The organism is Vibrio sp. ES.051, assembly GCF_002563795.1.
Taxonomy (GTDB): domain Bacteria; phylum Pseudomonadota; class Gammaproteobacteria; order Enterobacterales; family Vibrionaceae; genus Vibrio.
Window position 1 is genome coordinate 1,560,490 of record NZ_PDJL01000004.1, and the last position, 20,882, is coordinate 1,581,371.

Genomic DNA, 20,882 nt, shown 5'->3' on the forward strand with positions numbered 1-20,882 from the left:
ATGAATTCCTTTTACGACTTACCGTTATTACCGGCATAGATAAGATGAGGGTTAACAATTTTATTAATCGAATGCAGCAGCAACCCAATGCCACTGACCGCCATAAAGAAAAACGACAGCGGTATCATCGCTTTAATAATCCAGCGATAAGGCAAGCCGCCAGGATCGCCGGACGTCTCCCCTAGCGCGTAACTTTCTTTGGCAAAATCGATACCAAACCAAGCCACCAATAAACAAAAAGGAAAAAGAAAAAAAAGTGTGCCTATGATGTCGATGACCGATTGCGCTTTGTAAGACAAGCGTTCATAAAAAATGTCGACTCGTACGTGACCACCCGATTTAATCGCGTATGGGACCCCAAGCAGAAATACCGCAGAGAACAAGTGCCACTCCATCTCCTGAAAGGCAATCGACACGTCATTGAACACGTATCTCATCACAACGTCGTACACCACGTTTGCTAACAACAAAATGAAGAGGATACTGGACAACCACCCCAGAAAATCACCGAAGCGGTTAAATAGTCGCTCAATATAAATAAGGCTTCTCATTCCGAACTCCGTGGAACGTGTGGGTGTGCTCCACTGTGTTATGGAGCACTTTTTATATCAATCACCGTAAGTCTTGCGGGTCATCCAAGCTTTTGAAAACACGAGGTAACGACGTTGAAGCCTTTGATTGTAGAATCACTACTTATCGAAAAGTTCTGCCTTAACCTTCAGTATTCTTTCTACCAATGCCGCACCACTTACTTTGATCAGTATTTGCAATCTTCTCAACGAAAGTTTTTCCTTGAGCTGAATTCAGGCTAGCCATACCAAGGCTAGCCCGTTAGTGCAGTGCTTATTGTGCTTGGCTGTTTAAGTAAGCTCGATGTGAAATATCTGACCAAGGGCGAACTTGCTTTAAATAGTTCGCTTGAGACTCTTGAATCTCCTTTGCCAGAGCATCTTTGTCTGCGTGCTCTTGCAGCAAACGATCATTTGCCTCTCGTAATGCAGACACCACTTCTGGCGGGAAGTCTTTTACTTCAACATTTGGATATTCCGACTGGATAGAGGTCCAGTTTTTACCACTTTCGTGTTTAGACTGGGTGTACATGTCGTAAGCGGCCGTTTTCATCGCTACCTGTAAAATTGCTTTCAGATCGTCAGGTAGTCGATTCCAAGTACGCTGGTTGACTAAGAACTGAAGCTCTGTTGCAGGCTCATGCCAACCTATGTAGTAATATGGCGCGATTTTGTGGAAACCCATACGTAAGTCTAACGATGGGCCAACCCACTCCAGCGCATCGATTGTACGGCGCTCTAACGAAGTATATAACTCGCCCGGTGCAATGTTGGTTGGTTTTGCACCTAGCTCAGCCAAGATCTCACCAGCAAAACCCGGAATGCGCATTTTCAAACCTTTAAGGTCTTCAACGGATTTGATCTCTTTTTGGAACCATCCTCCCATCTGTGTATCCGTATTACCGCCAGGGAAAGACATTAGATTATGCGGCGAGTACACCTTTTCCATCAGTTCCATACCCCCACCGTAATAAAACCACGCATACTGTTCTGTCGGTAGCATTCCGAAAGGCATAGAAGTGAAGTAAAGTGTGTTTGGAACCTTTCCTTTCCAATAATAAGAGGCCGAATGACCCATGTCGTATTGGCCAGACTTAACCATGTCAAACACACCAAAAGGCGCTTTGTGTTTGTTAGCAGAGTCAATACGGATTTGAAGGCGCCCGTTAGACATCTCCTCTGCCATTTTTGCCATATTTTTCGTTGCATCCCCAAAAATTGGGAAGTTGGGGCCCCACGTTTCAGCAAGCTTTAAGCGGTAGACTTTTTCAGCCGCACTCACAGAAGTCGTCACGACAGTCATAGCTGCGACGACAGCGGTTATTTTGAGCACTCGCTTTAAAGATTTTTTAATTAGACTCATTGTTCACGTCCTTTATCACCAGAGTTATCGTTGTCATCCATTTCAAGGATTAGGTGTATTCGTTATAAAAGATGTAACAATGTTGTCCAATGCGAAATAAGCATGAACACTGAATTTCGCTTTTTACTAAAAGACTTATTATCCATTAGTATTACGTATTAATACGCAATATATAAATAACACCATATCTCTATTTAAATAAAATCAATAAATTGGAATCTTATCCTGGAGCGAACTTCAAAAAGAGTACGTACGTATTCTTTCATTAAAGAATTTACATAATATTAAAAAAAACGTGACAAAGCCCTTATCTAAGCCTCTAGAATTGAGTTTGTTGAGATAAAGAAAGCCAGAAGTTAAGGCAAAAAAATACCCCGCCGATCGTCGAGGTATTAGAAACAGAACGGTAGCGGTAATCAAACTGCTTTGTAAATAACTTTATTACCTACTAACTGCTCTTTTTGAACTAGGTTATCTTCAAGAAGCTTCTTCAGTGCGCCAGTAGCCCAGGATGCCGCTTTAGTGTCTTCTTGACCTGCAGCTAAACCGATGCCTTTAGGGTTGATGCCTTCAGCATTTGCTACAACGATGTCTAATACTTGTTGTTGCTTAGGAGTAAGGGCAACATCAACAGTTTGCGCTGCAGCTACTTTCTTCTCAGCTACTGCTTTTTCCACAACAGGTTTTGCTGCTGCTTTAGATACTACAGCTAAGTTAGCTACTGTCGCTTTAATGCGTTTTTGCAGTTTCATCTGCACTTTACGCTTATGAGCAAGTCTCATTGAATATTTCTCCAGTTCACTGCATCTCAGCAGGGATGAAAATTTGAAGCGCGTTTTATATCAAAATTTACAAACAATTTGTAGGTTTTAGCGGCGAAACGCGATGAAAAATACGCACAAAGCTTAGAACGTCTACAATTTAACCAGTTATTTTGTGAACGGATTTATTGAATACTGGGTATAAAGACAGAGGTTTCTTTGCTCGCCTAATGAATAAAAGTGCATAAAAAGAAACGGAAGTCTTCACGCTAGTGTTCAACGAGGATAAAAGCATGCAAACGCTTCATCTGACAAATTCACACTTCAAATCTGACTCCCCGATCAATAAACTGATTTTGTTGCTTGTTGCACTGATCACTCTGTTTTTAGTGATACTGTCACCTGGATGGAAACAAGCAATATTATCCGTGATGTTGATGACCGTGATTGTTGGCTTCGCCATCTTGATGATCAAAAAGAGCCAAGTCGCTTTCACACTTACCGCTTCACACTTTCAACAACACTTATTCAAAGGTGGATGGGTAATACGCTGGCGAAACGTTGAATCGATTGGTATTTGCAGTTACCAACAAGATGGATGGCACCAGCCATTGCCTTGGATAGGGATACGTCTAAAAAATTATTCGCCTTATTTAGATTCAATTTGCCCACGTATAGCAACTGAAATCCTCTTAGGTCAGCGCGCGTTACTCTATTTAGGTGCGAGACAAAATCAATGTGAAGAGAAATTTGAAGATATGGTGCTTGACCCCAAACCTTATATCAACCGCAATGGGGTCCAATACAAAGGCCTACTTGCCATGTTAGCCAATAGGATGAAATATCAGCGAGGCTTTTACGGTTATGACCTGTTTATTTCTGCCAGTGACCTCGACCGAGAAGCGGAAGAGTTTGTGGGATTGACTCGACGATACTTAGCGGCCGCCGAGCCAGATTAGTGCTAACTGACCGTCATTCGGAACAGGCTTTAGTAGATTGGCATCTCATCGGCAACAAACGGGTTTGTTTTGCGTTCATGACCAAATGTGGATTGCGGACCGTGACCAGGTATAAACGTGACATCATTACCCAATGGCCAAAGCTTTTCTTTAATCGAGCGAATCAAGGTATTAAAGTCCCCTTGAGGAAAATCCGTACGACCAATACTACCATTGAAAAGAACATCACCAACAAATGCCAAACGTGCTTCTTCACTATAAAGAACCACATGACCTGGTGTGTGACCCGGAGTATGAAGCACCTTTAATGCCTGCCCACCAAACGTGACAACGTCACCTTCATTCAGCCAGTGGTGTGGTTCAAATGCTTCAGTCAGTGGGAAACCAAACATCTGGCTCTGCCCTTCTAAACCTTGCAGCCAGAAATTATCTGCCTTGTGAGGGCCAACGATCTCAGGACTACCGAGCATGGCTGCCAGCGGTTCTGTGCCCCCGACATGATCCAAGTGACCATGTGTGAGCACCAAATTGACGACCTCGACACCAAGCTCTTTGATCAACGTTGCAAGCTGCTTTTCATCACCGCCTGGGTCAACCACAATGCCTTTCATTGTTTCATCACACCAGACAATTGAACAGTTTTGAGAAAAAGCTGTCACTGGGACAACTTGATATTTCAGAGCCATAGAAAACCTATTTCCAAACAAATTTGCGTTAAAAACTGCGGCAACTATGACACTAACCCTAGGTGACTTCAAGACTTGCAGAAGCCGCTACATCACTTACCAAGAGCGCACCGCCCCAGTGTCAATATGTATAAAATCACTACTTGGGTAGTAACCGACACCACCTGCTTTCAAGCTTATCGCAGCATCACGAACATCGGACAATTTCACACCATCGAGACGGAAATCTATCGCCCTACCTTCCATATGAAGACTCTTCTTTGCTACTCCCGGAGAACCTTGACGTAGAGAAGCGTTGGTCGCAGGAGCGCGGTAACCAGAAATCACGACGACTTCAGATTCAGTACCAATCAACTTTTGAATTTGAGTAATCTGGTCGAATAAACGTCGATCCATTGGATGCACTTCATTACGTCTATGATCACGACAAAACTCATTCAGCTTTTGTAATTCATCATTGATGTAACCTTTACCATCGAAGTAACACGTTTCGAGTAGCTCTCCAGTATTAAGGTTATTCATCGCCAACACGCGCGGTTTATCCGGAAGCGAAGCCCATGAAAGGGCTGGCATGGTAGACGCTAATACAACGCCACCAGCGGTGATTTTAAGGAAATCTCGGCGGGAAAAATTACGACTTACCATTTTAAAAATAATGCTCAGTAACCAAATAGGCAGCGGACATTACCCAAACCCAATCGTCACGTCAAACGCATAAACGTGACCAGCGTTTAGTAAAGCCCAGTTCAGTTTTGGTTAATGATTGAACGATAAAGCTATTTTCTCTTTTGTAAATTTTCGTTAAATTTTTTGAGTGTATCAACCTCGATGATCGTATTGATAAATATCGTCGCGGTAATAGAGCGTCCCTTCTTCAAGCCATGCTGTTTGATAAATAATATGCACTTGAATCCGCTCTGCCAATGGAACCGACGTATTTGGTCGGTTAGCGCTTTCCCGCTTCTTCGCCAAGCGGGCTTCTAGTCCTTGTGCTTTAAACAAAAGTTCAGCAAGCTGATCGGCATTTTCTACGCGGACACAACCAGAACTAAACGCTCTTCTGTCTTGCTCGAACAAGTTTTTACTAGGCGTATCATGCAGGTAAATGGCTTGAGGGTTTGGCATGTTGAATTTATACAACCCTAATGCATTGTGAAAACCGGAAGTTTGTCGCATCCGATAAGGGAATGCTCTTGGGTTCACCGTCGCCCAATTGATGGTCGTAGGGTCGATAATTTGGTTGGATGTCCAAGAGTGGATGATTTGAATGTTATGTTCCATCAAATACATTGGGTTGCGTTTCACTTTCGGAATGATGTCTTTCACCATGATCTTCCATGGCACATTCCAAGTTGGGTTTAGAATAACGGAATCTAATGTCCCGGTCATAATGGGGGTTTTTCTTGATGCTCTACCCACCACCACTTTAGATTCAAAGAGGGGTTGGCCATCGTGCCAGTAAGTCACTTCGTAACCAGGAACATTGACAAATACCACGTTGTCTCGCGCTTTGGACCAAATCCGCGAACGTTCGGCATTCAACGCCAATAAATGTAATCGTTGTTGCGGAGAAAAGTTTATCCATCGAATTGTATTAGGGCCGATCACACCATCTTGTTTTAAGCCATGAATTCGTTGAAACTCTTTTACAACCTGTTCTAACGTCTCATCATAGCGTTGCGTGGTTAAATCTAACTGGCTGACATCTACCCCTACCACTTCCATTCTTTCAGCCAGCAGCGGCTTATTTTCTAGTGGATCACCCACACGTGCTAAACCTGTTTGTTCATATAGAGGGTATTGATATTGAGTATGTTCTAATAGCGATGAATAGGCGGAGTAAAACGTCTCATCCATTTGCAATGGAGAGCGAAGACTCGCTAGAAATAGGCCAAGCTTACCTACGGTGATTTCATTACTAAGCACTGACAGAATGTCGATACTCGGTGCAGGAAGCGTGACATGAGCTTGTTTTGCAAACAGCCAGCTGACGCCTGTTTGAGGGAGTTGTTCAAGGTAACTGAGATACAACAGCAGAGAGTCGGTCATCACCAAATCAAAGTCGAGGTTATCCCCTTGCCATTTCACTTGATTTATTCGGTAGAGTTGATTTTCAAACTCTTTAGTGACATCAGCAAGCGCAACAAGATTCATTTGAAAAATGAGCTCTTCCACATCACTTTCATTTTCCCAATTCAGGCGATAGTTGGTACTTTGATATAATCGATCAATCACCTCTGGGTAATGGATCAGTTTTTCTAATGACAGCTGTTGCACTGCTCCCTCTTGCTTCGTTTGGGCTGAAGCTTCAAAGGAAACTGCGACAGACGCGCTAGAAAAACTGCAAAGCGGCATCATAAGCGCCGTCATTATTAAAACTCTAGCAAACACTGAAACCACCATTGCGTTACTTGAACCACAATGAAAAGTATGGCAAACATCTCACCGCTTGCAGGTTTAAAATTAAGAATACCGCAAGGTAAATTGACGCTACTTCTTCAATATCGGACGATAACTTGACCTTTTTTAAACGATTTTTGACCAGTGATTATCCCATTGGATACCGCTAAAAATCGTGCTTTTAAATTCATTTGGCCTCTGCTCAACGGCTTTACCTGCACCTGAGCTTATCCTAAATTCATCTCCGTAGATCACGACACCTGATGCATCAGGTAGTGCATTTAATTCCACGAGCTTGCCTGTCCCCTTTGACCAAATACCGTAACAACTACCAGGTGGCGATGTCGCCAGTATCCAATCTTCTGTCGCGGCAATGCTTGCAACATAATGATTGAAACGCGCCCATTCTTCAGGCTCTGCTTGCAGTGTTTGCATCTCGCCACCTCGGGTATGCATAGCAAGAAGCGCAGGGTATTCATCAGGTTCACCACGATATTGCTGCCCGCACAGTACGGTTTCTGAGCCATCATGGGCTAAATGGCGAATACTGAGCTTGTGATCCAGTAAAGAGGCTTGGTCAAGCAACGCTCCATCTTGTGACAAGTAGCTCAAGGTTGGCGTCATGCTTGCTAAGTTTAGCGGTTCGCGACCATTAGTATGCACACCACCAACACCAATCGCTAATGTACCGTCGGGCATCATGATCACTTCATGAGGGCCAATACCAAAGTTCGTTAATTCATCAATCTTTTGATATTGTTTTTGTACATCATAGACACCAATAATCCCTCGGCTTGTGCCCCGCTCTCCTTCTGTTGCGAACAAATAATCACCATCGTGAGAATAAACGCCATGCCCATAAAAATGCCGCTCTGACTTTGCGAGTTGAAGCTTAACCATTTGCTCGGTGCGATAGTCAAATACCATAAAAAATGTTCCGGGGCGGCGGCCAAATACCACCGCATGTCCTTGCGGATTAGTGGCCACACCGTGTCCGCGATCCGGAATCGGCAGCGTTGAAATCGGCATACCATGCTCATCCGCGACCACCGCTGCGTATTTATCGCGCCCGATGATCGAGCAACCAATCAAAGCTGGTTGTCGATAAGCAGTAGAAGCACAGCCAAAAGGCATAGCAGGAACTCCAGCTCCAAGCAACGCCGCTTTTAGTAGCGTTCGTCGAGTTTGATCAGTCACCATCGGTTGCATTAAATCCTATGACTACGCCAAGTTCGATAGCAACCTCTTCATGGATAAGGTATTTCAGTTGCTCAAGCTTGTTATATTGTGACAACACCATGCGATAACCATCTTTAGTTTGCAGTGCCGAAAAAAGGCTTGCCTCTTCAGGCCACGTCTCTAAAGTCAACTCAAACTGACGCGCAACACGGTTCGCCAACGGTGCTTTATCTTGCTTTCTTAACAACGCATCCAAACCATTACCATTCGCAAAATAGAGGACCTTTAAGCTTTCAAGGTTCGCCTTTAAATTTGACAGTGACGTTCCCGAGCGCCAAGACTCAGAAAAATAGGGGCGAGGCTGGCCAATTTTCGCCAAGGGCCGGCTTAATTTCTTCATACTGTAATCCAGCTGATTAGAAAGCAGAGAGATGTACTCTGACTCCCACTCTGTCAGCTGCATTGATTTCCAAGGGTTTTGTGCCCAAGCCGTGGCAATGACCTGCGCTTTATTGTGAAGGTTTTCAGCGATAGCCATGCCCGTCATGCAAGTATTGTGATTTGTAGCAAGCGTCGATGCGTTATCGTAAAGTAACCACTCCAACCCGCCTAAACCTTGCACTGTCACGCTTTGAGCTGAAATTTGGTCGGCTGTCCAGATGAGATTCGATTTGGTTAACACCGACATTTTACGCCCTGTGGTGTTTTTCTTGTCGGGCCAAAACTGAACGCTCCATCCTTGTTTTAACGCGGTCGCTGGGCCACGCTCTTGACCTTGGAGTGCCATCCAAGCGAGCATGGATTCATGCCATTGCAGCTTCGCAGGTACATCATCTTTCATCTCTGAAGAACAATAAGCAGTTAAGTCCCGTTTTAGCTGGGCGGTTTGTGCTAAAAACTTGTGTGCCGATTGAAACTCAACTTCATACACACCTTGAGAGATATGACTCGTTGTATCAGGCTGAGCACCATTTAAGTTTGTGCTCGATTGGCAACCCACCAAGCCTACAGTCACGGCGACCGTACTTGCTAACATCATTTTTTTCACGGTCGATTCCTTATAAGGAGTTCAAAAATGCAATCAGTGCATCACGCTCTTTCTTACTAAGCGCTAATACATTTTGTTTGGCCGTTTCAGCCTCACCACCATGCCAAAGTACCGCTTCCATTAAGTTACGAGCACGACCATCATGTAAAAAGTACGTATGACGGCTCACTTCTTTGGTATAACCGATTCCCCATAGCGCTGGCGTGCGCCACTCTCGACCATCCGCAAGATACTCAGGTCGGTGATCCGCAAGCCCTTCTCCCATATCGTGGAGTAACAGGTCGGTATAAGGATGGATCTCTTGTTCAGACAGTGCTGGTAAACCATTGCGCTTCGCCGTCTTCACGTTGGTCTTGTGGCAGCTTTCACAACCAGATGCAGAGAAAATCTGCTGCCCTAACTGGATATTAGGCTCGTTGACATTACGACGAGTCGGTACCGCTAGGTGTTGACTATAAAACTCAACAAAATCGAGAATGTTTTGACTGACTTCCAGCGCCCCACCATTTGGCATATCGTCACAAATAGTTTGATTCGATGTGCAATTTTGCTGAGGAAATAAGTGGCTCGTCAAACCCACATCACCATTAAACGCCGCAGCGTTTTGTTGCATCAGTGTCGGTTGTCCGGCTTTCCAGCCAAAGCGGCCAACTGCCAAGTCTCCTTTTTCGATGTCCCAGACTCGATTAACCTTACCTGAAATCCCATCGTGGTTGACATCTTGCTCATCCGCCCAAGCAAATAGCGTTGCGTCTGGAATGCTTTCTAGTAGTCCTAAACCGATCATCGGCGGCGCAACACGGGCAGAAAACTGGGTATCAGGATGCATTTCACCATAACCCAAGTGGGTAATTTTCAAATTTGGCTTCCTTAATATAACGGTCGTGCCATCTTCGAACTGTACCGGAACATCTGTATAGGTAATGTCTATCTTTCCTTCCGGTTTTTGATCTTGAAGAGCAAAGTCTTGCAATTGATCACCATAGGTTGGTTCCGGAATCACACCATTTTTGATGTAAGCTTGCTTTTGCTCCGCTGTCATCGCTGGGATGCTTAAACGTACTAACATTGACACTGCATGAGTATCGCCAGATTCCGGCGGATGACCGCGACCATCTTTGATATGACAGTTTTGGCAACCATTGGTATTAAACAACGGCCCTAATCCATCACGCGCATCAGTAGAAGCAGGTGCTTGCACCCAAGGGTTTCTAAAAAAGCTATTGCCTACACTGAAATCAAGACGTTTGCTCATTGGAAGATTGGCAGCTGGGAGCGAATAGGCGTTTGCGCCTTCTTTTTTAACACTGGTTTTACCGCCAGACCTAACGTCGTAAGCCATAGCAGAACAAGAAAGGAACACGGCTATCGCCGAAATTAAGTATGGTTTCATATCATTGCTCAAAAAATACAACAGGAGGGATACCACGAGCTCAAACAATAAAGGGTTCAAAAAGAACCCTTTATCTATTGGGTTGTCGGATTAAAACTCGTGATCAGCAGTATCTGGACTTAGGCTATCGATACCAACAATACCCGCGGCGCGTTCAATGGCGCCCGTTTGAGCGACTAGCGACATGATTGCGTCATTCACTAACGCGTTACCTTGCGTATTGCCTGCTGCAATCAACTGGTCAAAATGCTGACCATTCTTTTCAGCAGATGTGACAAGCTCACCAACTTGATGGCGTGTAACGTCGAATTGCTTCTGAATTTCTTTTGCTGCTTGCTTATCTTGCTGCGCCACTAAATCGGCAATGCTTGGCCCAGAAAGTAACGTGCCATCTTCACGTTTGTACAAGCCAGTGTAAACGTTATAGATGCCTTGCTCATTGTAGTAATGAGAGTTGTGCGTATTGTCAGAAAAGCAATCATGTTCATCTTCTGTCGAGTTCGCTTCTAAAGCCACTTTCATACGCTCACCCGCCAGCTCACCTAACGTTAGAGATCCCATGCCGAATAGCATCTTACGTAACCCATTATCGGCAGAATCAGATATAAGCGCTTGGCGGTAATTATCTTTGATATCCGCAGACCACTGTTTTTCCATCCATTCCAGATCTTGCACTAGAAGATCCGCTGCCGCTTGTAGATATTCACCACGGCGATCGCAGTGTCCATTCGTACATTCAGCGCCTACAACGAAATCTGTATAAGCACGCTGGCCTGCGCCAGCATTGGTACCGTTCAAGTCTTGACCCCAAAGTAGAAATTCAATGGCGTGATAACCTGATGCTACATTCGCTTCAGATCCCCCAATTTCGTTCAGGTTTGCGATAAGTTCTGGGGTGATCTTTGCAATGTCGAGTTGAGAAGCGCCAATCGTTAAACTGGTATTCGCGATAATATTTGCCGCTGCACCTTCGTTACCCAGTTCATACTGGTAGTCAGTGGCCACGTAATCGATTAAACCTTCATCCAGTGGCCAAGCATTCAATTGGCCTTCCCAATCATCAACGATAGCGTTACCAAAACGAAAAACTTCAGACTGTTGGTATGGAACGCGAGAGTCAAACCACGCTTGCTTTACTTCTTCAAGCTTTGCAGCAGACGGAGCGGTTAGAAATTCATCGATTTTTTCATCAAGTACCTTCGCTGTCGTCACTGAATCAGCGAAGACCGCGTGCGCAACATCAGCATAATGTTCGACAACTTGTTGTTTCGTTACTTGAGCCGCCACCGTAGAACCACTGGCAATGAGAAATGAAGCCGTTATAGATCGGACTAACACGCTTTTTGCATTCATTAGGAGCATCCTTGTTGAACAATTTATTTTATTGATTAGTAGTGCTAATTATTCTTATTTACACTTAGATTGGCAAGATAATACAAATTTACAATTTTTTTGCAACTCCCAGATACAAAAAAAGCCTCATTATTATGAGGCTTTCAAATATAAAAAACTGATTTTCTCTTTTATATTAGAACTTTAGCTTATGCTTTCCGTGAGAAACCTTCGCTTTAAGGTAATTTTCATTATCTTTTTTAATATGTGCTGACGTATTGACAACCTCGACGATCTCAATGCCATATTCTGCTAACTCACGAATTTTTTTAGGGTTATTCGTGACGAGTCGAATCTTGCTTATCCCCAACGCTTCCAACATTTGCGCAGCTTCGGTAAAGTCTCTAAGATCATCGTCGAAACCTAAATGGTTGTTCGCTTCATAGGTATTCATTCCTTGGCTTTGCAAGCAATATGCATCAATCTTGTTGTATAGACCGATACCACGCCCTTCTTGACGTAAGTAAAGGATGATGCCGCCGAACTCGCCCATTCGCTGAATGGTTTCTTCTAGTTGCTCACCGCAGTCGCAGCGAGACGAGTGAAAAACGTCACCAGTGAGACATTCTGAATGCATTCGTACTAAAGGCGTTTCTTGCGTTTTATCCGCTTGCCTGAAGATAACTGCCACATGCTCTTTATCTGTCTTCAGGCCATGGAAAGACAGGATTTCAGCATCGATATTACTTTTAGCCCCGACTTTAAAATCTACTCTGGCACGTACTTCAGCCATATCTATACTCACTCGATTTATTGCTTGATGCGCTTGATGCGTGTTCGTTATTATTGCGTTCATGGGATTCACTCATTGCTTCTCAACTATGGGGATTGATACCGTATTTTTCAATATAGAGATCACAATTGAATGAATCATACTCTCTCAGGCCTGCAAAGACGATGGTGACTTCGCGACGCGGATGAAATGTTATATTATAACATTTTCGCCAAACTACAATAAAAAAACCCAGACAAATTCTGTCTGGGTTTTTTTAAAAAGTAGGGGTTAGGAAAGAGATTTAATGCGTTTGGCTACGCTTCCAAACCGTAAGCTCTATCCATACTGCTTCGAGTTCTTGAATTTCCTCGTCGGTTAACACGGCGAGAGTCGAAGTAACTTGAGGCAGTTTCGGTGTTTGCAATGCACGAATCTGCGAATAGAAGTCCTGTTTTAACTGCGATATAACTGAATCCACTGCGTACACCTACTTAGTTCTTTTATTACTTATCCAGCTCAAATCTGATAGCTTGCTAAATACGGAGCCTTCATCAATCGTTGAAAATGATAACACTCTGCTTGTTAAGTGCACAATTTATTTTCCAGAGTGGAATAGTAATCACATTAATGACGCTTTAACATTCGCTTTGAAAATAAGACGAAAAGGATAAAAAATAACACAGGAAAGATCCACAATATCGCCGTTGCATAATTAAATGGAGGTTGATATAGAGCGATATTCCCATACCGCTCGACTAAGTAATCTTTTACTTCTTGCTCACTACTTCCTTCGTTCATCATAGAGTAGACCTTTAGCCTCAAGTCTTTCGCGGCCTGTGCGTTTGATTCTACAAGGTTTTGGTTTTGACATTGCGGACAACGTAAGGTCTTAGCAAGCGACATTGCTCTCTGCTGCAATTCAATCGAATGGAACTCAAATAGATCTACATGTTGCTTTATTGGCTCTCCTTTAGTAATGGGAGAAAATAACGCCAACATGAAAATAGTGATATAGAAATATTTAAAGTACGACATTAAAATACCCTGAAAATAGCGAGTCTCATTTATCAATACTTAACTTGCCTCTATATTGAGCAAAACTATTGCAATATTGGCATTATCGCTAATACGGTAAGTACTAATAGAGACAACGGAAATACCTACCGCGGTTATGGCCTTATTCGCTAGCCAAATAATGTTGGTCGGCGCTCCGTTAGCATCGGAAGATAAAGCTCTCATCGAACCTTATAATGATGTCTTTGAACAAAACCATCCTGACCAATATCACTCTTGGAAAGCGACTTCAGAAAGCCAACATATCGAAGATGCTTTAAGCGAAGATCCAAACATGGTGCTTATGTGGGCAGGCTATGGCTTCGCCAAAGATTACAATAAAGCACGTGACCACTTTTACGCCATAGATGATGTACGCCAAACCTTACGTACTGGTGCGCCGAGCGATGAAACTCAGGCCCAATACCGATGGTTTGTTGGAGCTGAAAAAGCCCCGACTTTGCGCGCGTGATAGAAGAGCGTGGTGACGACGGTTACTTTGAAGACAAATGGGCCGCTTGGGGGCTGAAATCGTCAATCCTATTGGCTGTTCAGATTGTCACGATACGCGTTCTGAAGGGCTTAAGAAAGGCGAGCTCGCGCTGGCATTAACTCGCCCGTATGTAGAGCGTGCTTTCGACACCATCGACAAAAATGTTGACCAACAATCTCGAACTTACCGTCACAATTGCGTTGATACAGGTACAAAAAAGCCGAGCGTTTAAGGCTCGGCTTTTAATATTAGAATAGCGACAAAAGATTACTCTTCATTGCCTTCTTCTGCATCATCGACGGCAGGGGTTTCTGGAGCATCCTGTTGCGTATTTGCTTCAGTTGACTCAGTGGCTTCCGTTTCTTCACCACCTGTTAGCTCTGCTTCATCGATTTCTTCGATGCGCTGTAGGCCAACAACTGACTCATCTTCTGCTGTGCGGATTAACGTCACACCTTGAGTATTACGACCGACTTGACTAACTTCAGAAACACGGGTACGAACTAAAGTACCAGCGTCGGTGATCATCATCATCTCGTCGCCTTCGTCGACCTGGATCGCTCCAACTACTGGACCGTTACGCTCAGAGACTTTGATTGATACCACACCCTGAGTGCCACGACCTTTTGTCGGGTACTCATTAAGCGCGGTACGTTTACCATAACCATTCTCTGTAACCGTTAGTATGTCGCCTTCATGTGATGGAATGATGAGAGAGACGACTTGGTCGTTTTCTGCCAGTTTCATACCACGAACACCTGAAGCGGTACGACCCATAGGACGAACCCCTTTAAACCTAATTTCAGGCTGACCGTTCTCATCAAGAACTGGATTACCATTTTCATCAAGTACAGGAATTTCTTCTGCCTCTTTAAAGCGAACAACTTTACCCGCTTTCGAGAACAGCATGATTTCATTTTCACCATTAGTGATATCAACACCAATTAATGAATCATCATCACGCAAGTTAACAGCAATTAGGCCATTTGAACGTACGTTGGCAAATTGATTCAACGGCGTTTTCTTAACCGTACCGTCACCTGTTGCCATGAAGATGAATTTATCTTCTGAGAACTCACCTACGCGTAGGATAGCCGTGATACGTTCATTTTCTTCTAGTGGAAGAATGTTCACGATAGGCTTACCACGAGCAGTACGACTCGCAAGCGGCAGTTGGTAAACTTTCAAGCGGTATGTTTTACCACGGGTAGAGAAACATAAGATGTTGTCGTGGGTATTCGCCACTAGAAGACGATCAATATGGTCTTCATCTTTCATCCTCGTTGCGCTCTTACCTTTACCGCCACGGCGCTGTGACTCGTAGTCGCTCAGTACTTGGTACTTAACGTAACCACCGTGAGACAGCGTAACTACGACGTCTTCACGTGCAATCAGCTCTTCCATGTCAATGTCATGGCTAGCTGCTGTGATTTCTGTACGACGAGCATCGCCAAAGCCATCACGAACCAATTCTAACTCTTCTCGGATCACTTCCATCAAACGCTCAGTGCTCTCGAGAATGTGCATTAGCTCCGCGATTTCTTCTAGAAGTGTTTTGTATTCACCCAGAATCTTCTCGTGCTCTAAACCTGTTAGTCTGTGTAAACGTAGATCTAGAATGGCTTGTGCTTGCTGCTCTGTTAGGAAGTACTGACCGTCACGGACACCATATTGCGACTCTAGCCATTCAGGACGAGCGGCATCAGTACCAGCACGCTCAAGCATTACCGAAACGTTACCTAGATCCCAACCGCGCGCGATAAGGCCCGCTTTTGCTTCAGCAGGCGTTGGGGCTTTACGAATAAGTTCAATGATTTCATCGATGTTAGCCAGCGCAAGCGCTAGGCCTTCGAGGATGTGCGCACGTTCACGCGCTTTACGTAGTTCGAAGATGGTACGACGAGTCACTACTTCACGACGGTGATCAACAAAACACTTCAACATATCTTTCAAGTTGAATAACTGTGGCTGGCCGTTATTTAGCGCCACCATGTTGATACCAAAAGTCGTTTGCAGCTGAGTTTGAGCGTAAAGGTTATTCAGGACCACTTCGCCCACAGCATCACGCTTACATTCAATAACGATGCGCATACCGTCTTTGTCAGACTCATCACGTAGCGCGCTGATGCCTTCAACTTTCTTATCTTTAACTAGCTCTGCTATCTTCTCAATCAAGCGGGCTTTGTTGACTTGGTAAGGAATTTCACTGACAACGATGGTTTCTTTACCATTTTTCTCCACTTCGATATCAGCTTTTGAGCGCATGTAGATTTTGCCGCGACCTGTTTTGTACGCGTCTACGATGCCTTTACGACCACTGATAAGTGCTGCCGTTGGGAAATCAGGACCAGGAATGTAATCCATTAATTCATCAATCGTGATTTCTTCATTATCGATGAATGCGAGGCAACCATCGATCACTTCGCCAAGGTTATGTGGCGGGATGTTGGTTGCCATACCTACTGCGATACCAGAAGCACCGTTGACCAATAGGTTGGGAATTTTTGTCGGAAGAACCGCTGGGATCTGCTCAGTACCATCATAGTTAGGTACGTAGTCTACGGTATCTTTTTCTAGGTCAGCCAAAAGCTCGTGGGCAATTTTTGCCATTCGAACTTCGGTGTAACGCATTGCCGCAGCAGAGTCGCCATCAATCGAGCCAAAGTTACCTTGACCATCGACCAGCATATAACGAAGTGAGAACGGCTGAGCCATACGTACGATAGTATCGTACACAGCACTATCACCGTGAGGGTGATATTTACCGATCACGTCGCCGACAACACGGGCTGATTTTTTATATGGTTTGTTCCAATCGTTGCCTAGTACGTTCATCGCGAATAATACGCGGCGGTGTACTGGTTTTAGGCCATCACGCACATCTGGAAGAGCACGACCCACGATGACTGACATCGCGTAGTCTAGGTATGAACCTTTAAGCTCATCTTCAATGTTTACGGGCGTGATCTCTTTAGCTAAATCGCTCATAGAGCCATTATCCCTCTATTATCTGATCGTAATTACGATACGTGTAAGGTGCAAAAATATAACACATAATGCACCAGTTCGGCATCACTTTCCCTCTCCTTTTATCAGGTTGTGAGTTTGGTTATGAATCAAATGTCGAGAATTTGCACACTCATCCCATATCTTTCTGATTAGTGGTTATATTTCGGCCAGTATTGAGCAAAATAGGAATCAACACGTGCAAACCGAGATTAATCTGTTTAATCCTGAACAAACGTTGGAGTATACTGACCCCCTCTAAAGGACTCAGATTGAACGTTGTACAACCATGATGACTAAAGCACAGAACGTCGACCCTAGTGAAATTAAAAAATTCGAGGACATGGCTTCTCGATGGTGGGATTTAGAAGGTGAGTTTAAACCGCTGCACCAGATTAACCCACTTCGTTTAAACTATGTACTTGAGAAAGCAAATGGCTTGTTTGGTAAACGTACACTTGATGTCGGTTGTGGTGGTGGTATTCTCGCAGAGAGCATGGCAAAAGAAGGTGCCCTTGTGACCGGACTCGACATGGGCAAGGAACCATTAGAAGTTGCACGCCTGCATGCATTGGAGACCGGTACTCAACTTACTTACATCCAAAGTACGATAGAAGATCATGCGATAGAAAACGCCGCAACCTACGATGTGGTAACTTGCATGGAGATGCTAGAACATGTACCAGATCCCCTCTCCGTTATCCGTTCTTGTGCAGCACTGGTTAAACCGGGTGGACACGTCTTTTTCTCGACCTTGAACCGAAACATCAAGTCGTACTTATTTGCGATTGTCGGTGCAGAGAAGCTGCTAAAGATTGTTCCTGAGGGCACTCATGAGCACGAAAAGTTTATCAGACCCGCTGAGATGATGAAGATGATTGACCAGACCGATCTAACTGAAATGGGCATCACAGGGCTACATTACAACCCTCTAAATGACACTTATAAGCTTGGTCATAATGTAGATGTAAATTACATTGTCCATACTAAAAAAGATTAATACCACGTTGTGTTAAAAATACTTTCCTTGATTGACATCTCTTGCGAAAAATGAATCAAAATTGGTAGCACAAAGTTGCTACTTTTTTGTCTTTTTATGGATAAAATTCGTGCTCTAGCTTCCATTTTGACTAACCCATTTTTCGTAGGTAAAAACGGTCAAAGATCAAGGAGATTTTTTTTACATGCGGTTATTTATAAACCGATCTGAAAACCTTGCTTTTAAGCACTCAAGTCTGCCCTTTTCTCATCGGTTAGTGCTCACTTACTGATTTTTTTATTTTGTTAGTTATCCACAAGTCATCCCAAATCTGTGCCTTGATAAATCAGTGTAATAGCTCTATCTTGTAACCCGAAATCAAATCAACCCCTATATGTTGTGCTTGAGCTACAATATATATGGATAAAATATAGATAGACTTTGATCACAAAGCCGCCGCAAGCTTTACTCATATGGCATATAAACAAACAAAAATACGGCTTTTATCAGTTTTCTTAGGGAAATAAAGCAGAATGAACCAACAACTTACCGTCACCAAACGTGATGGCCGTAAAGAAAGTATCGATCTGGATAAAATCCACCGCGTTATCACTTGGGCTGCAGAAGGTCTAGATAATGTCTCAGTCTCCCAAGTAGAACTGCGCGCTCACATCCAGTTTTACGACGGCATCACAACGACAGATATCCACGAGACTATCATCAAGTCTGCGGCAGACCTGATCTCTGAAGAGACTCCGGATTACCAATACCTAGCAGCTCGCCTAGCGGTATTCCATCTGCGCAAAAAGGCGTATGGCCAATATGAGCCACCTACGCTTTATGACCATGTGTCTCACCTTGTCGATTTAGGTAAGTACGATCAACATATTCTAGAAGACTACACAAAAGCAGAACTCGACGAACTTGATGCGTACATCGACCATAAACGCGACCTAAACTTCTCTTACGCTGCAGTCAAACAGCTAGAAGGTAAGTACTTCGTACAGAACCGTGTGACGGGTCAAATTTACGAGAGTGCTCAGTTCTTATATATCCTTGTCGCTGCGTGCCTGTTTGCGAAGTATCCAAAAGCGACACGTCTTGATTACATTAAACGTTTCTACGATGCGACGTCGACATTTAAGATTTCTCTACCTACACCAATTATGTCTGGTGTGCGCACTCCTACTCGTCAGTTCAGTTCATGTGTTCTGATCGAGTGTGGCGACAGTCTTGATTCTATCAACGCAACAGCAAGCTCGATTGTTCGTTACGTCTCTCAACGTGCAGGTATCGGCATCAACGCAGGTCGTATCCGTGCGCTAGGTTCTGAGATCCGCGGTGGGGAAGCATTTCACACAGGCTGTATTCCGTTCTACAAATACTTCCAAACCGCAGTAAAATGTTGTTCGCAAGGTGGTGTTCGTGGTGGCGCAGCGACTGTATTCTACCCAATGTGGCACGGCGAAGCTCGCTCTCTAATGGTGCTTAAAAACAACCGTGGTGTAGAAGAGAACCGCGTTCGTCACATGGACTACGGCGTACAGCTGAACAAATTGATGTACCAACGTCTGGTTGAAGGTGGCAATATCACGCTATTTTCCCCATCGGACGTACCTGGCCTATACGACGCATTCTTCGAGAACCAAGAGGAATTTGAACGCCTATATGTGAAATACGAAAACGATCCTTCGACTAAAAAAGAAACGGTTAAAGCGATCGAGATGTTCACATTGCTAATGCAAGAACGTGCATCCACAGGCCGTATCTACATCCAGAATGTTGACCACTGCAATACGCACAGTCCATTCGACTCTGAAGTCGCACCCGTTCGTCAATCGAACCTATGTCTGGAAGTTGCACTTCCAACTAAACCATTGACTAATGTTGAAGATGACTCAGGTGAGATTGCGCTATGTACGCTTTCGGCATTTAACCTTGGCTCGATCAAGTCACTTGACGACTTCGAAGAACTGTCTGAGCTTGTTGTTCGTGCTCTTGATGCATTATTGGACTATCAAGATTACCCACTACCAGCCGCATACAAATCGACCATGAACCGTCGTACACTAGGTGTTGGTGTGATTAACTTTGCTTACTACCTCGCGAAGCATGGTGTGAAGTACTCCGATGGCAGCGCAAATGGCCTGACTCACCGTACGTTTGAAGCAATGCAATACTACCTATTGAAAGCATCGGTAGAACTCGCAAAAGAGCAAGGCAAATGTCCTTTATTTGATGAAACGAACTATGCAAAAGGCTTATTGCCGATTGATACGTATAAGAAAGATATCGATCTAATTTGTGACGAAGAGCTGCACTATGACTGGGACGGCCTACGTAAAGAAATTATGAAACACGGCCTACGTAACTCAACACTGACTGCGCTAATGCCTTCTGAGACGTCTTCTCAGATCTCTAATGCGACTAATGGTATTGAGCCACCACGTGGTTACGTCTCTGTAAAAGCATCAAAAGACGGTATCTTGAAGCAAGTTGTACCAGATTTCACTGAGCTGAAAGACAATTACGAGCTGCTTTGGAACATCGGTTCTAACGACGGCTACCTACACCTTGTGGGTATTATGCAGAAGTTCGTTGACCAAGCGATCTCAGCGAATACTAATTATGATCCATCTGGCTACGAGACGGGTAAGGTTCCAATGAAGAAACTGCTTCAAGACCTACTGACTGCATACAAATTTGGAGTGAAGACACTTTACTACCATAACACTCGTGATGGTGCGAAAGACGAACAGAAAGATGCTGTTCAACCACAAGATGACGATTGTGCAGGCGGCGGTTGTAAGATTTAATCTTACCCATTCCAACCATTCGTAAAAAACCGACTATCGAAAACCTCCTCTTCATGGGGAGGTTTAAAAG

The 20,882-nt window shown here is 44.1% G+C and carries 17 protein-coding genes and 1 pseudogene; 4 read left to right on the top strand and 14 right to left on the bottom strand.

The genetic code is table 11. The features are described from left to right. Positions 1-11 precede the first annotated feature (11 nt). From ATG66_RS13855 to ATG66_RS13865, 3 genes are all read right to left on the bottom strand, one after another. Entirely contained in the window at positions 12-551 is a 540-nt protein-coding gene (locus ATG66_RS13855; protein WP_098415820.1) for a TRAP transporter small permease subunit, read from the bottom strand. A 292-nt stretch (positions 552-843) separates the two neighbouring features. Next, complete coding sequence (locus ATG66_RS13860; RefSeq protein ID WP_098415821.1) at positions 844-1,932, bottom strand: TRAP transporter substrate-binding protein; 1,089 nt, start codon at positions 1,930-1,932, stop codon at positions 844-846. 416 nt (positions 1,933-2,348) lie between these two features. Further along, on the bottom strand, positions 2,349-2,714 hold the full coding sequence (locus ATG66_RS13865) for a MarR family transcriptional regulator (RefSeq protein ID WP_098415822.1): 366 nt from the start codon (positions 2,712-2,714) through the stop codon (positions 2,349-2,351). Positions 2,715-2,986: 272 nt separating this feature from the next. Here ATG66_RS13865 and ATG66_RS13870 point away from each other — a divergent pair, with 272 nt between their 5' ends. Continuing rightward, positions 2,987-3,652 (top strand): DUF2982 domain-containing protein, encoded by a 666-nt coding sequence (locus tag ATG66_RS13870; RefSeq protein WP_098415823.1) that lies wholly within the window; start codon positions 2,987-2,989, stop codon positions 3,650-3,652. 29 nt (positions 3,653-3,681) lie between these two features. Here the strand turns inward: ATG66_RS13870 and ATG66_RS13875 are convergent, their stop codons facing one another. The 10 genes from ATG66_RS13875 to ATG66_RS13920 form a co-directional block, all read right to left on the bottom strand. Next, positions 3,682-4,338, bottom strand: a complete 657-nt coding sequence (locus ATG66_RS13875) for an MBL fold metallo-hydrolase (protein WP_098415824.1) — start codon at positions 4,336-4,338, stop codon at positions 3,682-3,684. Between the two features lie 96 nt (positions 4,339-4,434). Next, positions 4,435-4,983 (bottom strand): YcbK family protein, encoded by a 549-nt coding sequence (locus ATG66_RS13880; protein ID WP_179885668.1) that lies wholly within the window; start codon positions 4,981-4,983, stop codon positions 4,435-4,437. Between the two features lie 174 nt (positions 4,984-5,157). Further along, the gene (locus ATG66_RS13885) at positions 5,158-6,708 is read right to left on the bottom strand and encodes a L,D-transpeptidase family protein (protein ID WP_179885669.1); all 1,551 of its coding nucleotides are present in this window, start codon (positions 6,706-6,708) and stop codon (positions 5,158-5,160) included. 156 nt (positions 6,709-6,864) lie between these two features. After that, positions 6,865-7,947: a DUF1513 domain-containing protein gene (locus tag ATG66_RS13890; RefSeq protein ID WP_098415827.1), complete on the bottom strand. Its 1,083-nt coding sequence runs from the start codon at positions 7,945-7,947 to the stop codon at positions 6,865-6,867. Then, entirely contained in the window at positions 7,928-8,965 is a 1,038-nt protein-coding gene (locus ATG66_RS13895) for an imelysin family protein (protein WP_098415828.1), read from the bottom strand. Before ATG66_RS13895 ends, ATG66_RS13890 begins: the two co-directional genes overlap by 20 nt. 10 nt (positions 8,966-8,975) lie before the next feature. Then, positions 8,976-10,358 carry a di-heme oxidoreductase family protein gene (locus ATG66_RS13900; protein WP_098415829.1) on the bottom strand — a complete coding sequence of 461 codons (1,383 nt, stop codon included), beginning with the start codon at positions 10,356-10,358 and terminating at the stop codon, positions 8,976-8,978. Between the two features lie 90 nt (positions 10,359-10,448). After that, complete coding sequence (locus ATG66_RS13905) at positions 10,449-11,711, bottom strand: imelysin family protein (protein ID WP_179885670.1); 1,263 nt, start codon at positions 11,709-11,711, stop codon at positions 10,449-10,451. 175 nt (positions 11,712-11,886) lie between these two features. Beyond that, complete coding sequence (locus tag ATG66_RS13910) at positions 11,887-12,483, bottom strand: GTP cyclohydrolase II (protein ID WP_098415928.1); 597 nt, start codon at positions 12,481-12,483, stop codon at positions 11,887-11,889. A gap of 283 nt (positions 12,484-12,766) precedes the next feature. After that, positions 12,767-12,943, bottom strand: a complete 177-nt coding sequence (locus ATG66_RS13915; protein ID WP_098415929.1) for a hypothetical protein — start codon at positions 12,941-12,943, stop codon at positions 12,767-12,769. A gap of 146 nt (positions 12,944-13,089) precedes the next feature. Beyond that, positions 13,090-13,500, bottom strand: coding sequence for a cytochrome c-type biogenesis protein CcmH (locus tag ATG66_RS13920; protein WP_098415831.1), 411 nt, complete (start codon positions 13,498-13,500; stop codon positions 13,090-13,092). A 136-nt stretch (positions 13,501-13,636) separates the two neighbouring features. Between ATG66_RS13920 and ATG66_RS13925 the strand changes: the two are divergent. Further along, positions 13,637-14,192, top strand: a pseudogene (locus ATG66_RS13925) (ammonia-forming cytochrome c nitrite reductase subunit c552); the annotation flags it as partial. An 86-nt stretch (positions 14,193-14,278) separates the two neighbouring features. Here the strand turns inward: ATG66_RS13925 and gyrA are convergent. Then, complete coding sequence (gyrA, locus tag ATG66_RS13930; protein WP_098415832.1) at positions 14,279-16,999, bottom strand: DNA gyrase subunit A; 2,721 nt, start codon at positions 16,997-16,999, stop codon at positions 14,279-14,281. 310 nt (positions 17,000-17,309) lie between these two features. Here gyrA and ubiG point away from each other — a divergent pair, with 310 nt between their 5' ends. Then, positions 17,310-18,017, top strand: a complete 708-nt coding sequence (gene ubiG / locus ATG66_RS13935; RefSeq protein WP_098415930.1) for a bifunctional 2-polyprenyl-6-hydroxyphenol methylase/3-demethylubiquinol 3-O-methyltransferase UbiG — start codon at positions 17,310-17,312, stop codon at positions 18,015-18,017. Between the two features lie 512 nt (positions 18,018-18,529). Continuing rightward, the gene (gene nrdA, locus ATG66_RS13940; RefSeq protein ID WP_098415833.1) at positions 18,530-20,812 is read left to right on the top strand and encodes a class 1a ribonucleoside-diphosphate reductase subunit alpha; all 2,283 of its coding nucleotides are present in this window, start codon (positions 18,530-18,532) and stop codon (positions 20,810-20,812) included. Positions 20,813-20,882 lie beyond the last annotated feature (70 nt).

Coding starts and splice junctions, on each gene's coding strand:
- ATG66_RS13855 (WP_098415820.1), bottom strand. CDS start 551: ATGAGAAGCCTTATTTATATTGAGCGACTATTTAACCGCTTCGGTGAT.
- ATG66_RS13860 (WP_098415821.1), bottom strand. CDS start 1,932: ATGAGTCTAATTAAAAAATCTTTAAAGCGAGTGCTCAAAATAACCGCT.
- ATG66_RS13865 (WP_098415822.1), bottom strand. CDS start 2,714: ATGAGACTTGCTCATAAGCGTAAAGTGCAGATGAAACTGCAAAAACGC.
- ATG66_RS13870 (WP_098415823.1), top strand. CDS start 2,987: ATGCAAACGCTTCATCTGACAAATTCACACTTCAAATCTGACTCCCCG.
- ATG66_RS13875 (WP_098415824.1), bottom strand. CDS start 4,338: ATGGCTCTGAAATATCAAGTTGTCCCAGTGACAGCTTTTTCTCAAAAC.
- ATG66_RS13880 (WP_179885668.1), bottom strand. CDS start 4,983: ATGGTAAGTCGTAATTTTTCCCGCCGAGATTTCCTTAAAATCACCGCT.
- ATG66_RS13885 (WP_179885669.1), bottom strand. CDS start 6,708: ATGACGGCGCTTATGATGCCGCTTTGCAGTTTTTCTAGCGCGTCTGTC.
- ATG66_RS13890 (WP_098415827.1), bottom strand. CDS start 7,947: ATGCAACCGATGGTGACTGATCAAACTCGACGAACGCTACTAAAAGCG.
- ATG66_RS13900 (WP_098415829.1), bottom strand. CDS start 10,358: ATGAAACCATACTTAATTTCGGCGATAGCCGTGTTCCTTTCTTGTTCT.
- ATG66_RS13905 (WP_179885670.1), bottom strand. CDS start 11,711: ATGAATGCAAAAAGCGTGTTAGTCCGATCTATAACGGCTTCATTTCTC.
- ATG66_RS13910 (WP_098415928.1), bottom strand. CDS start 12,483: ATGGCTGAAGTACGTGCCAGAGTAGATTTTAAAGTCGGGGCTAAAAGT.
- ATG66_RS13920 (WP_098415831.1), bottom strand. CDS start 13,500: ATGTCGTACTTTAAATATTTCTATATCACTATTTTCATGTTGGCGTTA.
- gyrA (WP_098415832.1), bottom strand. CDS start 16,999: ATGAGCGATTTAGCTAAAGAGATCACGCCCGTAAACATTGAAGATGAG.
- ubiG (WP_098415930.1), top strand. CDS start 17,310: ATGACTAAAGCACAGAACGTCGACCCTAGTGAAATTAAAAAATTCGAG.
- nrdA (WP_098415833.1), top strand. CDS start 18,530: ATGAACCAACAACTTACCGTCACCAAACGTGATGGCCGTAAAGAAAGT.